Consider the following 16,328-nt stretch of genomic DNA (forward strand, 5'->3'; position numbering starts at 1 on the left):
GTTTTGACTTTTGCAAAGATGCAATGGGCAAGGCTTGGCGTTGGTACAAGAGCCTATACAAAGGAAGACCGTGGTATATCAAGACCATATCGGCATTGATGTCTTTCATTGTGGCATTCATCTTGTATTTAGTTGCGGTTGACATAAACTTCCTGTGGCTCTTCGGCAAGTCGCCAGACATGGCCACAATAAAGAATCCTATCACCAACCAAGCAACAGAAATATACAGTGCCGACAGCGTGATGATAGGCAAATTCTTCAGCGAGAACAGGACTCCTGTAGAATACGAAGACGTTAACCCGGTGTTCTGGAAGGCGTTGGTAGACACAGAAGACGAACGCTTTTACAAACATTTCGGAATAGACTTCCAGGGTGTCTTCGCCGCAATCAAGGACTTTGCCCTGCACAACGACGCCAGGGGAGCATCGACCATTACGCAGCAATTGGCCAAGAACATGTTCAGGGTGCGCACGCAATACTCCACGGGATTGCTCGGAAAGATACCCGGCCTGAAGATTCTCATCATGAAAAGCAAGGAGTGGATTACGGCCGTAAAGATAGAACAGCTATTCACCAAAAAAGAAATTCTAACCATGTATGCCAATACCGTCGACTTCGGTTCGAACGCTTTTGGCATCAAGACGGCTTGCAAGACATATTTCGGCAACACTCCCGCCGAGCTTACCACAGAGCAAGCGGCCGTCCTTGTGGGCATGCTGAAGGCAACAACTTATTACAATCCACGCCTAAACCCGGACAACAGCCTCAGAAGGCGCAACACCGTGATGAACAACATGGTGGTCCACGGCGATTTGACAAGTGCCCAGTACGACTCCCTGAAGAATTTGCCCATCACGCTGAACTACAGCGTTGAGAGCACATACGACGGCCAGGCGACCTACTTCCGCGAGGCTATTGCAAACTACTTGCGTGACTGGTGCAAGGAGAACGGGTATGACCTATACAACAGCGGACTGAAAATCTATACGACAATAGATACAAAAATGCAGAAATATGCGGAGGAAGCAGCCCGCAAGCAAATGAAAGTCGTACAGCGGAACTTCGACAACCACTGGGGCAACACAAACCCCTGGCAGGATGAAAACCACAATGAGATTCCCAATTTCATAGAAGACATTGCAAAGAAACTGCCTGTATACAAGTATCTGTCAGAGAAATATGCCGACGAGCCGGACTCCATATCATACTGGCTCAACAAGCCGCACACAGTGAAACTGTTTGATTACGACAAAGGCACGATAGAGAAAGAGATGAGCACTCTCGACTCCATTCGCTACATGGAGCGGTTCATGCATTGCGGCTTTGTGGCAATGGAGCCCAACACCGGCTACGTTAAGGCATGGGTGGGCGACATTGATTTCGACACATGGAAGTATGACAAGGTAACAGCCATGCGCCAGCCAGGCTCGACGTTCAAGCTTTTTGTATATGCGGAAGCCATGAACCAGGGCCTCACGCCATGCGACAAGCGTCGTGACGAATACTTCAGCATGCGCGTGTATGACAAGTTCAAGAAGAAAGAAGTTACGTGGGCGCCTACCAACGCCAATGGTTATTTCACCGGCGACTCTATGCCGCTGAAGGCAGCCTTTGCCCAAAGCATCAACTCTGTGGCAGTGAAGCTCGGGCAAGAAGTCGGCATTGACAACATTGTAAACACAGCGCACGCCATGGGAATAAAAAGCCCGCTGGACAACACGCCATCGCTGGCATTGGGCTCAAGCGACGTCAACCTGCTGGAACTGGTAAATGCATACAGCACCGTCGTTAACGACGGCAAGGCCCACGACCCTGTGCTGGTGACAAGGATACTCGACCGCGACGGCAATGAAATATACGTTGCGCCGTCAGAACAGCGCCAAGCCATACCCTACAAGAGCGCATTCCTCATGCAGCAATTGCTTCTCGGAGGCCTGCGTGAACCCGGTGGCACGAGCATGAGCCTGTGGCGATATGTCAGGGCATACAACGATACGGAATTCGGAGGCAAGACCGGCACATCAAACAACCACTCCGACGCATGGTTTGTCGGTGTCAGTCCAAAGATTGTAGTTGGAGCATGGGTCGGTGGCGAGTACCGTAGCATACACTTCCGCACCGGCGCCTTGGGCCAGGGCAGCCGCACGGCACTGCCAATATGCGGCAATTTCCTCGAGTCGCTATTGGGCGACCCGGCCTTCAAACGGTATCACGGCAAGTTTGCCAAGCCCACCGACGAGATTGAATACGAGATGTATAACTGTAGCAGCTACTACAGGAAGAAAGAAAATCCCGACTCCAGTCTCATCGACAGCATAGGCGCTGCCATCAGCGGAGTGTCCATATCACTCGACCCAGAAATCAACTCGGTGAGCCGTGACACAAGCCGCAACCACGGTGGCACGCACCCAACGGCGCCCCACAACGACAAGCAGCGCAACAAAACCGGCCACAACAATGAAGCTGGCAAGAGAAAGCCATCATACGAGGACGTCTACTTTTGATTGGTAACGGCAAACCAATGGAATTAGACTTGAACAATCGCGAATGGCAGTCGGCACTGCGCATCATCAACACAACCCGTCGCTCGCTTTTCCTGACAGGCAAAGCGGGCACGGGTAAATCTACATTTTTACGCTATGTTGCCCAGAACACCCAGAAGAAACATGTGGTACTTGCCCCAACGGGCATTGCGGCCATCAATGCAGGTGGCAGCACTCTCCACAGTTTCTTCCGCCTGCCGTTCCATCCACTCATCCCGACGGACAACAGATACAACACCCGCAACATAAGGAAGACACTAAAATACAGCAGCGACCATTGCAAACTGTTGCGCGAAATCGACCTCATTATCATTGACGAGATAAGCATGGTGCGCGCAGACATCATTGATTTCATAGACAAGGTGCTACGGATATATTGCCGCAACATGCGCGAACCGTTCGGGGGCAAGCAGCTATTGCTTGTCGGCGACATCTACCAGCTGGAACCCGTAGTAACCGAAGACGACCGCAGGCTGCTGCAACCGTTTTACGAATCGTTCTATTTCTTCTCGGCCAAGGTCTTCAGGGAGATGCAGCTGATTAGCATTGAACTGAAAAAGGTGTACAGGCAGACCGACAGGACATTCATTGACATACTCGACCACATACGCAACAACACTGCCGGAGAAAGGGAACTGAGGATACTCAACGGGCAGGTGGGCCGCAAGTTGCAATCCGACGGCAATGCGCTGACCATCACCCTGGCCTCGCGTCGCGACACCGTAGACTATATAAACGAGCAACAGCTCAGCAAGCTCGAAGGCGCGGCTACAGTATTCCATGGCGAGGTGAGCGGCGAGTTTCCAATAACATCGCTCCCCACCCCAATCGAATTGCACTTGAAGCCAGGTGCCCAGATAATATTCATCAAGAACGACAAAGACAAGAGATGGGTCAACGGCACGCTCGGTGTGATAGACGCCATAGACGAGACACAGGGAATAATAAGCGTGATAACTGAAGATGGCAACGAGCACGACGTTGAACGTGACGTATGGGAAAACATACGCTACACATTCAACGAGAAGGAGCAGAAGATAGAAGAGCAGCAACTTGGCGTCTACCGACAGTTCCCCATGCGACTGGCATGGGCCATTACCGTACACAAAAGCCAGGGACTGACATTCAGGCAGGTCAGCATCGACTTCACCGGAGGGGTGTTTGCCGGAGGCCAAGCCTATGTAGCCCTGAGCCGTTGCACGTCGCTTGAAGGCATCAGCCTTACCGAACCGCTCAAGCCAAAAGACGTTTTCGTAAGGCCGGAAGTGGTGCGCTTTGCCCGACAGTACAACAACAACAGCATATTTGCTAAAGCACTGAGCGAGAGCAAGGCCGACATTGAGTACCGAGAGGCAGTGAGAGCCTTCGACGACCACGACTTCGATGGTTTCATAACAAACTTTTTCAAGGCCATCCACAGCCGTTACGACATAGAGAAACCGGCAGCCAAACGACTCATACGGCGCAAGTTAAGCATAATAACATCGCTCATGGCCGAAAACGGCAGTCTCAGGGATGAGTTGCTCCGCAAGGAAGAACAAATGAAGAAGCTGGCCGTGGAATACACCATGCTCGGCAAGGAGTGCGAGAACGAGCACATGACCGACGCCGCCATAGCCAACTACCGAAAAGCGCTTGAGCTCTATCCCGATGCTTACGAAGCACGGCGCAGGATAAAAGCATTGAGCAAGCAATAGAATACGTGCCTCGGCGACCGGCTGACGGCACACAACCACCGAGCCCCCTACTGGCAACCAAGATGCCAGAAGGGGCTCAATGCGTATTGACCTGTAAGCCATGCCCACTTGGGGGCGAGCAGACGGCGACTCGCAGTGCTACAGTAGCTCCTGCACCATGCGCGGCCAAAGCCACCGGCTGGCTGTCGCGACACTGTCACGCCGCCCTTCCACCACCCTCTCACCACGGGTGCAGGCCACGGCGCCGCCCGACGTAATGCCCCAAACTGCACCGGCCGGGCTCATTGCAGACGCCTGAACATGCCCGTCTGCGGGAAAGGGGCAAGGGTCAGACAATTGCCGGCACAAGATATTTCACCATGCCATATCCGGCAAAAATAAGCCAGACATACAATACGAGGGCAAGAACAAAAGGCTTGGCACCGGCTTTGCGGAATTTGTCGATGCTCGTCTCGGCTCCCAAAGCCGTCATTGCCATTGTAAGCAGGAATGTGTCGAGAGTGTTGATGAAGCCGACAACGGCTTCGGGAAGCAAGTCGAACGAGTTGAAACCGATGACCACAAGGAAGAGCACCGCAAACCATGGTATAGCTATCTTTGCCCTGCTCGAGTCGCCAGTGCCATTCACGGCAGCACGCGCAACGAAATAACCTATGATAAACAAAACCGGCACCAGCATCATCACCCTTATCATCTTTACGATGATGGCCGGGTCTGCCACAGCCTTGCCCATGGCGTTTCCGGCCCCGACCACATGGGCAACCTCGTGGACAGTGGCCCCGGTGAATATGCCCATTGCCTCCGGCGACAGGTCGATGAGCCCGCTACGGTAAGCTATCGGGTAAAGAAACATCGACAATGTGCCGAATATCACGACTGTTGCCACGGCCACGGCCGTCTTATACGGCTTTATCCTTATAGTAGATTCTGTGCCCAATACGGCCGCAGCGCCACAGATGGAGCTGCCAACGGATGTGAGCAGGGTTATGCCCCTGTCCATCTTGAGGAGCCGCCCCACAGCCATGCCCACGCCAATGGTCGTGGCCACGATGAGGGCGTCGACCAATATTGCCGGCAGGCCTACCGCCGTTACATCCTGGAACGTAAGCCTGAAGCCGTAGAATATGATGCCTATGCGCAGCACGCGCTTTGAACAGAACTGTATGCCGGGCACCCATGTATCCGGAAGGTTGTTTCTCAGGCTGTTGGCATAGAGCATTCCGAGGATGATTCCGACAATCATCGGACTAAGCGACAGGGCCTTGACAAAGTCCATGTCACCGATATAAAAAGCTGCACAAGAAAAAAGCGCAATCAACAAAACGCCATGCAGCATACTGCTTCTCTGTTCTGATAACTTCATAATGATAAGAATTTAGTTAAGAAAATTAATGATTAACAGATGACCAATGCCACTGTTTGTAATAATCAATTACCATCGGCATTCGCATCATGCCGTTATCCCAATTACATTGACAGACAACACATTAGCAGGCCTGAGCCAATTGGCATTCAAAACGGCCGCCATCACGCCGCCAAACAGGCCATATAGCTTTTAGAAACGGGCCGTTTTGCCATGCAAAATGGCAGAGGCAGCCCCACATTACATACTTTTGTCAAAATTTAATCCCACTCCCATGGCGTACCGCAGTCTACATCGAGCAATGTGCCCGCGGCAAGAGTGCTCTGCCCCACTCGCTCTGGCCACACGCTCATTCGGCCAGATGGCTTACCAATATCTTTATTCCTATGAGCATCAATATCACTCCTCCCACCAACTCGGGCTTCAGCTTCTTTGCTATTGCCTTGCCAAACTTCACCCCGAGCGCATTGCCTGTGATGGCCATGACAAACGAGAAAAGGCCTATAACGAGCAACGGAACTCCCAACTGTCCGGCGCTTTTGTATCCAAGGCAGGCAAACGAGATGCCCACAGCCAGCGCATCAATGCTGGTGGCGACCGAGAGCACAATCTGAGTGCGTAGCTTGCGCGGGTTGAAATGGTGGCATTCTTCTTCCTCCACAAATGCGTCTCTAATCATTTTTCCGCCAAGAAAGGCAAGCAGGCCGAATGCTATCCAATGGTCGACAGACTGCAGATAGTCGCTGAAATAATTCGTGCCGAGCCATCCCAGGAAAGGCATGAATGCCTGAAACGCCCCGAAGAAAACAGCCATGCGTATCGTAACACAAAAAATGAAACGCCGCATGATAACCCCGCTGACCATAGACACAGCAAAGCAATCCATAGCCAAGGCCAGTGACAGAAGGCAAATGTCAAACAGACTCATAATCATTGATTCATAAAGCGAATGCAAAGTTACTCAAAAATTCTTTATAATTGCCGTTTCGGCATATACATTTTAGCTATCCACATGAGTTGGACACCTTTGCCGCAACGAAGCTGCAGCCACAAAAGCATGTCCTAACCCGTGCCATCAAACCGCACATCTGCCTGACACAATGGAAGGTAGCAGCCTGGCGTTAAACCTTAATACGGATTTTTTGCCGCCGACTGTTGCTTTCATTTGCTGAGCTGATGGGCCGGATTCTACGGCGAAAGAGTGGCTTGCAGCCTATGCACAAAGCGGTAAACAGCATGCCGGCATGTGGCGGTGGAAGTTTTGAAAGTACATATCAGGTGCAAAATACGACACTAAGCGACTTGCCAACCTATTTGTGCCAAAGTGCCACAGCAGTAACACACCGACCGAACAGAACCATAGTCTACTATCCATTTGGGGTGAACCGCGACCTCTTCGACCAACGCAATGCAAGATTCCCGGCGCTAAATTGCATTTTCTCGCCCATTTTTAGTAAGTTTGCATTCCATTAGACATAATTACACCACATGCTAACATACACTATAAAAAAACAAGCCGCGAAAGCCGTGGCACTGAGCCTGCTTGCCGCGTCGTGTCTCTGGGCGTCTTGCGGCAATGAAGAAAAGGCCGATGTCGACTTCAGTGAATTTGAAGTCAGCATGTCGGCCCCTCTCGACAAAGCGCCAGATGCACCGGCGTGCAAGATTGACATGACTGTGGCTTATGCTTCAGCCGACGACTCTGTAGGGATAAAGATAAACAAACAGATAGCAGCCATGCTGTTCGACATGCAAGGTTTGAGCCTCAGGCAGGCAGCCGACTCGTTTGCATCGTCATACACGCACGACTATGTTGACTACCTGACACCCTTCTACAAGGTAGACCGCTCTGACCCTTCAAAACGCCCTTGGTATGAGTATTGGTATAAGCTGGGCACCGAAGTGCGCCACGAAAAAGCGGGGACAGTGGCTTACATAGCCACAAGGGAATATTTTGAGGGGGGAGCCCACAGCATCAAGACCCAGACTGTGACCAATTTCGACTGTTCTACAGGCAACGCAATAAGGCTGGCCGACGTCTTCGTACCGGGATATGAAAGGCAGCTGACCGACCTTCTGCTGCAGGCATTAAAGGAAAAGGCCGGGGCTGCCGACATCGACGCGCTGCGCGACAAAGGCTATCTTTGCTCGTCGGACATGCATGTCTCTACCAACTTCATACTCGGCAACGACGCCATTACCTTTGTTTACAACATCTACGAGATAGCCCCCTATGAAACGGGAACAACAGAACTTACAATCGGCTACGACGACATCGACAATTTACTAAAAAAATAAGTTTATGGAAGAAATACTTAAATACTTTCCTGGGCTCACGGAAACCCAACGCAAACAGCTGGAGGCCCTCGGAGCATTATATTCAGAATGGAACGCAAAGATTAACGTGATTTCGCGCAAAGACATTGAAAACTTATACGAACACCACATACTCCACTCTCTTTCAATAGCCAAGGTGGCAAACTTCCGCCCCGGAACGACCATACTAGACATAGGCACGGGTGGCGGATTTCCGGGAGTGCCGCTTGCCATAATGTTTCCTGAGTGCAACTTCAAGCTGATTGACGGCACCGGCAAAAAAATCCTGGTGGTACAGGAGGTGGCCAAGGCCATTGGACTGAAAAACTGCACCGCAATGCAACTGCGCGGCGAGATGGAAAACGGCAAATACGATTTCGTTGTCAGCCGGGCCGTGATGCAGTTGCCCGACTTGATGAAAATAATCACAAAAAACATTTCCAAGAAACAGCGCAACGCCCTGCCTAACGGACTAATATGCCTGAAAGGCGGCGACATACAGCAGGAGGTATACCCCTACCGCCACATAGCTGAGGTGACACCCATCAGCAACTGGTTTGACGAAGAATGGTTTAAGGGGAAAAATGTCATATACGTACCAATTTAAACTGATGGCTTATGCTTAACATACAGCGTTTTGTAGTAAACCCGTTTCAAGAGAATTGCTACATTGTTAGCGACTCTACCGGCGAGGCCGTGATAGTAGACTGTGGCGCGTTCTACCCCGAAGAGCGCCAAGCCGTGGTCAACTACATTCGTGACAACGGCCTCACCCCCGTACACCTCATTGCCACCCATGGCCACATAGACCATAATTTCGGCAACGACACCATATTTTCTGCCTTTGGCTTGCAACCAGAAATACACTCAAAAGACTCGGGCCTTATGGACAGGATGGCCGAACAGGCCATGGCTTTATGCAACTATAAGATGGACAACGAAAGCATCCCGGCCGTCGGCCGCCTGCTTGCCGACGACGACACAGTGGAGTTTGGCAACCATAAGTTCACCATGCTGCATACGCCAGGCCATACGCCCGGCTCGGTATTCTTCTACTGCGAGGAAGAAAAGGTGGCGTTTTCGGGCGACACGCTTTTCCAGATGAGCATTGGCCGAACCGACCTCTGGCAAGGCAGCTATGCCGACATAATGTCGAGCCTGATGCATGTCAGCCAGCAACTCCCTGCCGAAACGACCATATTGCCGGGCCACGGGCCGCAAACAACGATGGCCGACGAGTTGAGGTCGAACCCATACCTGAAATAAGGAAACCAGATGGAGCATGGCAGCCACGGCAATTTGGATTCTTTAACCACAACAACTTGCTCCGCCCTGCCATTTATTGTACATTTGCATTGTCATGGAGAAAATCATACTTGGGATTGACCCCGGAACTAATCTCATGGGATATGGCGTGCTAAAAGTCTTGGACAACAAGGCACAAATGATCACCATGGGCGTCATAGACTTACGCAAGTTTAGTGACGCATATATGAAATTAGGCCATATTTACGAACGCGTGACGGGGATAATTGATTCGTACCTGCCCGACGAAATGGCCATCGAAGCCCCTTTCTTCGGCAAAAACGTGCAGTCGATGCTCAAGCTCGGCAGGGCACAGGGAACGGCAATAGCTGCCGCCATACGCCACGGCGTACCCATACACGAGTATGCACCGATGAAGATAAAGATGGCCATCACGGGCCAGGGGCAGGCCTCGAAGGAGCAAGTGGCGGCAATGCTGCAGCGCATACTCAAGATTAACGAACGCGACATGTGCGATTTCATGGATGCCACCGATGCCCTTGGGGCAGCATACTGCCATTTCCTGCAACTTAACAGGCCTGTATCGCAGGCCCACTACAGGGGATGGAAAGACTTTGTCAACAAGAACCAGGAAAGAATATGCAAAAACTCATAGCCATAAACAATGGTGTTGCGCGCCTGCCGGAATGGCGGCTGGCCTCGCCTGTAAGCTTTGAGCTTCTCGAGGGAGAAAACATTGCCATCGTCGGGCCCAACGGCGGAGGCAAGACTATGTTTGTCGACATGCTTACCGGAAGCCATCCTTTGTTGGGCGACAACCCCACCTACGATTTCGGCCCAGGCAGCAAGCCGCTCGTTTCGGACAACATCAAGTACATACAGTTTACCGACTCCTATGGCGAAAATGACTCAACATATTACCTGCAGCAGCGTTGGAACCAACAGGAGATTGACGAGAGCACGCCCACAGCAAGGCAAATACTCGACAGCGCTATGCAACAGGCCGGGGCCGACGCCCAAAGAGCACGGTCGTGGCAAGCCCATCTGTATGACATGTTCGACATTGAGCACACGCTCGACAAGCACATAATACTACTGTCGAGCGGCGAGTTGCGCAAGATTCAGATAATAAAGGCGCTGTTGGCTATGCCGCGCGTGCTTATAATCGACAATCCATTCATAGGGCTCGACGCCACTGCCCGTGGGCAGCTTGACGGTTTGTTGGGCGAGCTGTGCCACGACGGTGAGCTGCAACTGATACTGGTACTGGCAAAATACAATGAAATACCACCGTACATCACCCATGTTGTCAACGTGGCAGGCATGGAGGTGAAGGCAAAAGTAGAAAGAAGCGTCTTCGCAAGCAGCTGCAACCTTTCGGTCGTCCGTTTGCCACGGACGGTCGAGCAAGCTCTGCTACAGCACCCTTACAGGGCATCGGAGCATTCGGCAGACGAGGTTGTGAGAATGAAAGATGTGAGCATACGATACGGCTCGCGCACAATCCTTGACGGCCTCGACTGGCTGGTGCGCAACGGCGAGCACTGGGCTGTAACCGGAAAGAACGGGTCTGGCAAGAGCACTCTGCTTTCGCTGGTATGCGCCGACAACCCTCAGAGCTACGCCTGCGACATCTCACTTTTCGGCAACAGGCGTGGCTCGGGCGAAAGCATCTGGGACATAAAGCGCCATATCGGCTACGTGTCTCCCGAGATGCACCGGGCTTACAAGAAAAACTTGCCCACAATAAATATTGTTGCGAGCGGCATGAAAGAGTCTGTGGGCCTATACAGCAAGCCCACCGAAGCCGAGTTGGACAATTGCAGGTGGTGGATGTGGGTGTTCGGTTTGCAGGGATGCGAAGACAGGCCGTTCCTCAAGCTGTCCAGCGGACAGCAACGCCTGGCCTTGCTTGCCAGAGCATTCGTGAAAGACCCGGAACTATTGGTGCTCGACGAGCCATTGCACGGGCTCGACGACGGCAACAGGCAGAGAGTGAAAGACATAATAGAAACTTTCTGCCGGCGTAAAAACAAAACCCTGATAATGGTTACGCACTATATGGAGGAGCTTCCACCATGCATTGACCACACACTGACATTAGAGAGAAAAGTATAACATAAAAACAACGTTTCATGAAGAAGCTGATATTATCAATAGTTGCTTTGCTATGCATGAATGTTGGCAGCAACGCTCAAAGCGTTTACAACGAAATAAGGGATAAGGCCAAGGCCGAGGTAGAAAATTCTGATTCAAACGGACTAATCAGGCAAATCAATCAGTTTAAGCTCGACGCCCTGGATTACCTGATGATGAAGATGAGGGAGCAAATGCCCGACTCCACCACTGCTTTCTTGGACAGGCAGGCTTATGCCATGAACAGCTTTGTAAACCATTTCATAAAAAACATACTCGAAAGCAATGACAAACCCGAAAAACAACAGATTGAGATGATAAAGCAATTTATGGATGCGTCATACTCAAATCCGCTTTTCAACGATACTGACACCGAACTGACACTGAGTTATTACTCTAATGCAGCAAGCCCCACCCGATTCTCATTAGACACCGACTGGCGCAAGGCACTTGTAGCAATAGAAAGCCGGCAACAGTAATAAACTTGGGCCATGCCTCACTCTCTGGCATTTTCCAATGAGTGAAGCATGGCCGTCGAGGAACCAACAGTCTGATAAACAGCACAGCGAAGAACACAAAATAATTTTCAACGTGGCGTATGGAAAGGCAAAGGCTGACGCCGCCAGCCGCAGCGTGAGGCACGCCCATCCTACCATTGAGCAGCCAACCTCCATCGGTAACATGGGCCTGTATCGGTATGCCGATAACAAAAAATCGACGCGGGCCTACATACCGATGACCATTTTTGCCTCGTCGGTCATTGTTAAAAAACTAACAGGCATTCGCATTTTGTTTTCAATACCAACTTTCAAACCACAAGCCAATTGCCTTCTGCTGTCATCTCCTGCGGCATTTATGTTTTTAATGTTAGTCAGTCAGCAACCGCGCCTCATAGCATATGACAACATGCCTTAATCCAAAAAGTGCAGATAGGTTAATGATGCTTCCAACATAGTTGATAGCAACAAAGCCCATAGCCAATTGTTCACTATCAAACATTACCTTGTTGCTTGTTAGCAATTATTGCTTCACGCTATAAATGCGACGAAACCGATAGGCACCGTATGAAATAAAATACGTATATTTGCAATAAGTAGGTGTTCAAAATTAATTGCAATCAAATTGTGCACTATTTTGGAGATGCATGCCAAAGTTCCAAAATAGACCGTAGCGGGCTACGCGACCGATGAGACTTTGGTATGCGGCCCGAAAGAGCACACAAGATGGTGGCAAAGATATATAGGACATCTGCAAGACCCAATTGTATCGATTAATTTCGAACAGATACTTATATCATTTAATTCCGATTAATATGAACAAATTGCACTCCATCATGGCCATGTTAGTTACTATATTGTTTAGCATGCCTTCTTTTGCCCAAGAACAAAAGCTCAACCCCGAAAGAGTCAGAAACCAAGAAGCCGTTTACAACGCATCTGAGAAGACTGTAACAATTACAGCCGAAGCCCCAACTCAAACAGAGTATGATTGGGACACGTATGTGCAGTATGACCTGACACATATTTCATACATCACAATCAAGAGGCATTTTCCTGGTGAAGAATGGCCGGATGAAGAACTGGGCCGAATAAACTCACCAAAGCCGGGGGCAGTAATTGCATTCGTTGACAACAACATTGAAGTCGACAGGCAATATGAATACTCTATCACTGTGTTCGTGGACGATTTACACAGTCAGCAGTCATATCTCCAACTATATACATGATTGACACCTAAAAGCCTAACGTCGTTTACAGCAAGCGTACCCAACCACAAATCAAATTTTGTTGACTTCACATTCACAGCCCCAGAGAGTGCAGAGACAGGAGAGTCTCTTGATGGCAATCAACTGAGCATACACCTATATAAATATGAAGGCATGTTTGAATACTCTGATGTACACACCATAGAAAATGTCACTCCGGGCCAAACATATTCTTGGCGACTGGAGGGATTGGACTTCGACAAGGCTTATTCTTTCCGAGCCGTGCCATTTGTTGGAAAAGAAGGAAAAGGAGATTTCTCAGAAGCCAATGTGTACATAGGTCTTGACTATCCGGGAAGTCCACAAAATTTGCAATGCCGCAGACAAGGCGATGGTGCAATAGTAACATGGGAGGCTCCTGCTTTGGGAGGCCGCGGAGGAAACTATGACCTCAATAACACAACATACACACTGTCGCGCATATATTCAGACGATACAGAAGAAATTGTTGGTCAAGGCATAAAAGAATTGTAGTATATTGACACTCCTGAATTTGACGAGGAACATTCCATCAGATACAAATTGATTGCTGAAAACAGTGCAGGACAATCGCTCAATGCAGCCAAATCAGAAACAATAAGTATTGGTAAACCATCAGGCATGCCGTTTTACGAAACATTTGCTAAAGGAAATCTGCAACATAAAGGATGGAGAACAGGGACTACACAGAGCGATGAAGCATACACTTATGAAGCCTGGGATTTCCTGAGCCAAACGTCAATTTACTATTTCCCTAATGACGATTACATTTCAGTATTTCCTAAAACGGAAGGCGAAGGCATGGCCTGCTGCAAGTTTTACGGATACTCAACAGACGGACAGACAGAGAGTTTGGTGTCGCCGCACATTAATGTCAATAGCCTCAATAACATAACAATAAAATTATGGCTATATTTCATACCTGATGACGGCTCGAAAAACGAATTGCAAGCTTACGTAAATCGCGATGACGGAGAATGGGAACAGGTATTCACCTCTATGAGTCTCGAAGGAGAAGAACCAGGATGGCGCGAAATTTCTTTGGACATAGATGCAAATGGAGCACAAAGGGCACAAATGAAACTTAGTGCCATCGCTCACGAAGGCTCACCAATTAGCATAATTTTAGACGACATCTCTATTGAGAAATCAAACATCAGTGCAATTAGCCGACATGGTATGCAAAATGGAAACGATGGCACGACAGAGTATTATTCAATAAACGGACAGCGCATAGATAAACCGTCAAACGGATTGTACATAATACGTAAAGGTGGACTATTCACAAAGGAAATCCTGAAATAGCCATTGTCTACAATACAATAAACGCTCTGTCACTTAAAGGGCGAATGATAAAACGTGGCAAAAAAAACAACTGTTGGTTTATGAGATATATTATATTCTTGCTATTTCCTATGATGGTTTTCGTCAGTTGTGCGAATAAATATAACTATACCAACGAAGTTTTCTCAACTCAACTACTATGCAATGATAGTATCATAACTATTTCTATGCAGTGGATTGAGAATAGACGAACTCCAATGACTGGTGAAATAGTGGTAGAGGTTAGTAATACCGTTGGTCTTATAAGTATAGGAAAGTATGTATTTTTACAGGAAGGCGACCAAATTATATTGAGTAGCGAAACAGAATATAATATTTGTATGCTTAACTTAACGCCGTATTCAAAGGACTCCATAAAAATTAGTAATAATATTGCACCAATATTCTATGTAAAGTCTGATAGCATCGTGCTTTATAAAATGGAACTATAATATTTGATGTTGCGAAATAATCAATGAGCATAGGGGGGCATCCAAAATATGATGCGCTCCCTTTTGTTTGTATCAATTCCACGCCAAACTTGCGCTTCATCAGCTCCACCAACTCGGCATTATAGTCCACGTAGCTTTGGAACTTTGCAATAATAATAGCCCGAAGCCTACGGAAGTCCTGCGATGCTCCTTTTCTATCTTCCTAAAGCGAGTGGTTATCTCTTCCTATGATAACGTGAGTTCGATGAATTTAGAAGAGTGATAATAGGGTGCCTTTTCTTCTTTTCACTTGTATGCATGGTTTCTTGATAAATAAGCTGTAAGCATCCAACCCTGCTAGTAAGTTGACGACGAAATTGTCAAATGAACGATGTCTTGAATGCAATATTAGCAATTGACTATTTCCAACTCTATTATTTATATGGACTTCAAATCAAGTTACTTCGTTTACCTTGATTGTTACATATAAAATGAAATGTATAGATGCGTTCAATAAGTGCGTACGCACACAAATAAAGAAGATTGCCACATTTAAAATAAAAGGAGTACCGTTCGCCTTCGACGGCATAACGATACTCCTTCTTGGTTAAGCGCTACAGATTCAAATAGGACTTGAGCGTCGCAATATACTCTTCCATTGCCAACTTCCCTTGCTCAGTGAGGCGACAGGTTGTACGCGTCTTTTTTCCCACAAATCCTTTTGTTATCTGAATATATCCGGCATTGCTTAATTTATCCAACTGCACACTGATATTGCCAGATGTGGCATTGGTCTGCTCTTTCAAGTAGCTGAAATCCGCTTCCTCTACCGAGACCAGCAATGTCATTATAGCCAACCTTAGTTGGGAATGAATAATCGGATTCAGTTCCTTCAGCATGACGTTAACATTTTACGATTAAGCGAATGACCAGGTATTATCATCATCACTAAAAATGATACACCAAACAACAAGTTCCACCAATCAGACACCTCCTTGCCGGTAACCATAGATGCCAGCATATATATAGAAATGGCAAAGGCTACCAATGGAGAATATACCATCAGCTTAAAATCTGAAATGATTCCGGTAATGGCTACACCAATGCCTGCATACAACAATGACAAAGGCAACATGAGTCCAAAATTGCATTTCCCTGCCAGATATCCAAACAAGGCCAGGCCAATCACTGTTAGGAAAAAGAGTTGTCCCAAAATGCGCCAAGTGCTGTTAATAGCTTTGTCCATGTGGGTGATGACACTAACATCTTTTTTCTTCCGAAATGCAATCCATAATGAAGGAGTAAACATGAGAAACCAAAGAGCAGCCCATACGGAATTACCGGTTGTATGTACAAGAAAATACACAACAACTGACAATATGACTGCAGGATAACCATAGCAGAGCAAGATATTACCGTTACCAACTTTCATGTTTCGCTTGCTCTGCTGAATCATTTGAGTAATCAGTTCTAAACTGTCTTGCTCGGTAAATTCTTTTTCCTTCATTT

17 protein-coding genes and 1 pseudogene are annotated in these 16,328 nt (G+C 48.5%); 13 read left to right on the plus strand and 5 right to left on the minus strand.

The window, feature by feature from the left end:
* Positions 1 to 23 precede the first annotated feature (23 nt).
* Complete coding sequence (locus H6B30_RS09725; protein ID WP_239483845.1) at positions 24 to 2,504, plus strand: transglycosylase domain-containing protein; 2,481 nt, start codon at positions 24 to 26, stop codon at positions 2,502 to 2,504.
* A gap of 17 nt (positions 2,505 to 2,521) precedes the next feature.
* Entirely contained in the window at positions 2,522 to 4,240 is a 1,719-nt protein-coding gene (locus tag H6B30_RS09730; RefSeq protein ID WP_205110061.1) for an AAA family ATPase, read from the plus strand.
* A 328-nt stretch (positions 4,241 to 4,568) separates the two neighbouring features.
* On the opposite strand, the gene H6B30_RS09735 is transcribed toward H6B30_RS09730, so the two are convergent.
* Positions 4,569 to 5,603, minus strand: coding sequence for a YeiH family protein (locus H6B30_RS09735; protein WP_239483856.1), 1,035 nt, complete (start codon positions 5,601 to 5,603; stop codon positions 4,569 to 4,571).
* 349 nt (positions 5,604 to 5,952) lie between these two features.
* Positions 5,953 to 6,531 carry a manganese efflux pump MntP gene (locus H6B30_RS09740; RefSeq protein ID WP_205110063.1) on the minus strand — a complete coding sequence of 193 codons (579 nt, stop codon included), beginning with the start codon at positions 6,529 to 6,531 and terminating at the stop codon, positions 5,953 to 5,955.
* A gap of 599 nt (positions 6,532 to 7,130) precedes the next feature.
* Between H6B30_RS09740 and H6B30_RS09745 the strand changes: the two genes are divergently transcribed.
* The 11 genes from H6B30_RS09745 (at position 7,131) to H6B30_RS09795 (ending at position 14,840) form a co-directional block, all read left to right on the plus strand.
* On the plus strand, positions 7,131 to 7,901 hold the full coding sequence (locus H6B30_RS09745; protein WP_205110065.1) for a DUF3298 domain-containing protein: 771 nt from the start codon (positions 7,131 to 7,133) through the stop codon (positions 7,899 to 7,901).
* Positions 7,902 to 7,905: 4 nt separating this feature from the next.
* Positions 7,906 to 8,526 (plus strand): 16S rRNA (guanine(527)-N(7))-methyltransferase RsmG, encoded by a 621-nt coding sequence (gene rsmG / locus H6B30_RS09750; protein WP_205110067.1) that lies wholly within the window; start codon positions 7,906 to 7,908, stop codon positions 8,524 to 8,526.
* A gap of 11 nt (positions 8,527 to 8,537) precedes the next feature.
* Positions 8,538 to 9,185: an MBL fold metallo-hydrolase gene (locus H6B30_RS09755; RefSeq protein WP_205110069.1), complete on the plus strand. Its 648-nt coding sequence runs from the start codon at positions 8,538 to 8,540 to the stop codon at positions 9,183 to 9,185.
* A gap of 94 nt (positions 9,186 to 9,279) precedes the next feature.
* Positions 9,280 to 9,840, plus strand: coding sequence for a crossover junction endodeoxyribonuclease RuvC (gene ruvC / locus H6B30_RS09760; RefSeq protein ID WP_205110071.1), 561 nt, complete (start codon positions 9,280 to 9,282; stop codon positions 9,838 to 9,840).
* Positions 9,825 to 11,303 (plus strand): ATP-binding cassette domain-containing protein, encoded by a 1,479-nt coding sequence (locus tag H6B30_RS09765; RefSeq protein WP_205110079.1) that lies wholly within the window; start codon positions 9,825 to 9,827, stop codon positions 11,301 to 11,303. Before ruvC ends, H6B30_RS09765 begins: the two co-directional genes overlap by 16 nt.
* A 17-nt stretch (positions 11,304 to 11,320) precedes the next feature.
* Entirely contained in the window at positions 11,321 to 11,800 is a 480-nt protein-coding gene (locus tag H6B30_RS09770; RefSeq protein ID WP_205110081.1) for a hypothetical protein, read from the plus strand.
* 112 nt (positions 11,801 to 11,912) lie between these two features.
* Positions 11,913 to 12,236: a hypothetical protein gene (locus tag H6B30_RS09775; protein WP_205110083.1), complete on the plus strand. Its 324-nt coding sequence runs from the start codon at positions 11,913 to 11,915 to the stop codon at positions 12,234 to 12,236.
* Positions 12,237 to 12,633: 397 nt separating this feature from the next.
* Positions 12,634 to 13,047, plus strand: a complete 414-nt coding sequence (locus tag H6B30_RS09780; RefSeq protein WP_205110085.1) for a hypothetical protein — start codon at positions 12,634 to 12,636, stop codon at positions 13,045 to 13,047.
* The gene (locus H6B30_RS09785; RefSeq protein WP_205110087.1) at positions 13,048 to 13,560 is read left to right on the plus strand and encodes a hypothetical protein; all 513 of its coding nucleotides are present in this window, start codon (positions 13,048 to 13,050) and stop codon (positions 13,558 to 13,560) included.
* 48 nt (positions 13,561 to 13,608) lie between these two features.
* Positions 13,609 to 14,370, plus strand: a complete 762-nt coding sequence (locus tag H6B30_RS09790) for a hypothetical protein (RefSeq protein ID WP_205110089.1) — start codon at positions 13,609 to 13,611, stop codon at positions 14,368 to 14,370.
* An 80-nt stretch (positions 14,371 to 14,450) separates the two neighbouring features.
* Complete coding sequence (locus H6B30_RS09795) at positions 14,451 to 14,840, plus strand: hypothetical protein (protein ID WP_205110091.1); 390 nt, start codon at positions 14,451 to 14,453, stop codon at positions 14,838 to 14,840.
* Positions 14,841 to 15,090: 250 nt separating this feature from the next.
* On the opposite strand, the pseudogene H6B30_RS16810 reads toward H6B30_RS09795, so the two are convergent.
* The 3 genes and pseudogenes from H6B30_RS16810 to H6B30_RS09805 form a co-directional block, all read right to left on the minus strand.
* Positions 15,091 to 15,228 (minus strand): annotated as a pseudogene (locus H6B30_RS16810) (IS982 family transposase); the annotation flags it as partial.
* Between the two features lie 205 nt (positions 15,229 to 15,433).
* Entirely contained in the window at positions 15,434 to 15,718 is a 285-nt protein-coding gene (locus tag H6B30_RS09800) for a winged helix-turn-helix domain-containing protein (RefSeq protein WP_205110093.1), read from the minus strand.
* Positions 15,712 to 16,326 (minus strand): hypothetical protein, encoded by a 615-nt coding sequence (locus tag H6B30_RS09805; RefSeq protein WP_205110095.1) that lies wholly within the window; start codon positions 16,324 to 16,326, stop codon positions 15,712 to 15,714. The genes H6B30_RS09800 and H6B30_RS09805 overlap by 7 nt, the downstream gene beginning before the upstream one ends.
* Positions 16,327 to 16,328: the final 2 nt, after the last annotated feature.

The sequence above is a fragment of the Marseilla massiliensis genome (genome assembly GCF_016899955.1).
In the GTDB taxonomy this organism is placed as follows: Bacteria; Bacteroidota; Bacteroidia; order Bacteroidales; family Bacteroidaceae; genus Prevotella; species Prevotella intestinigallinarum.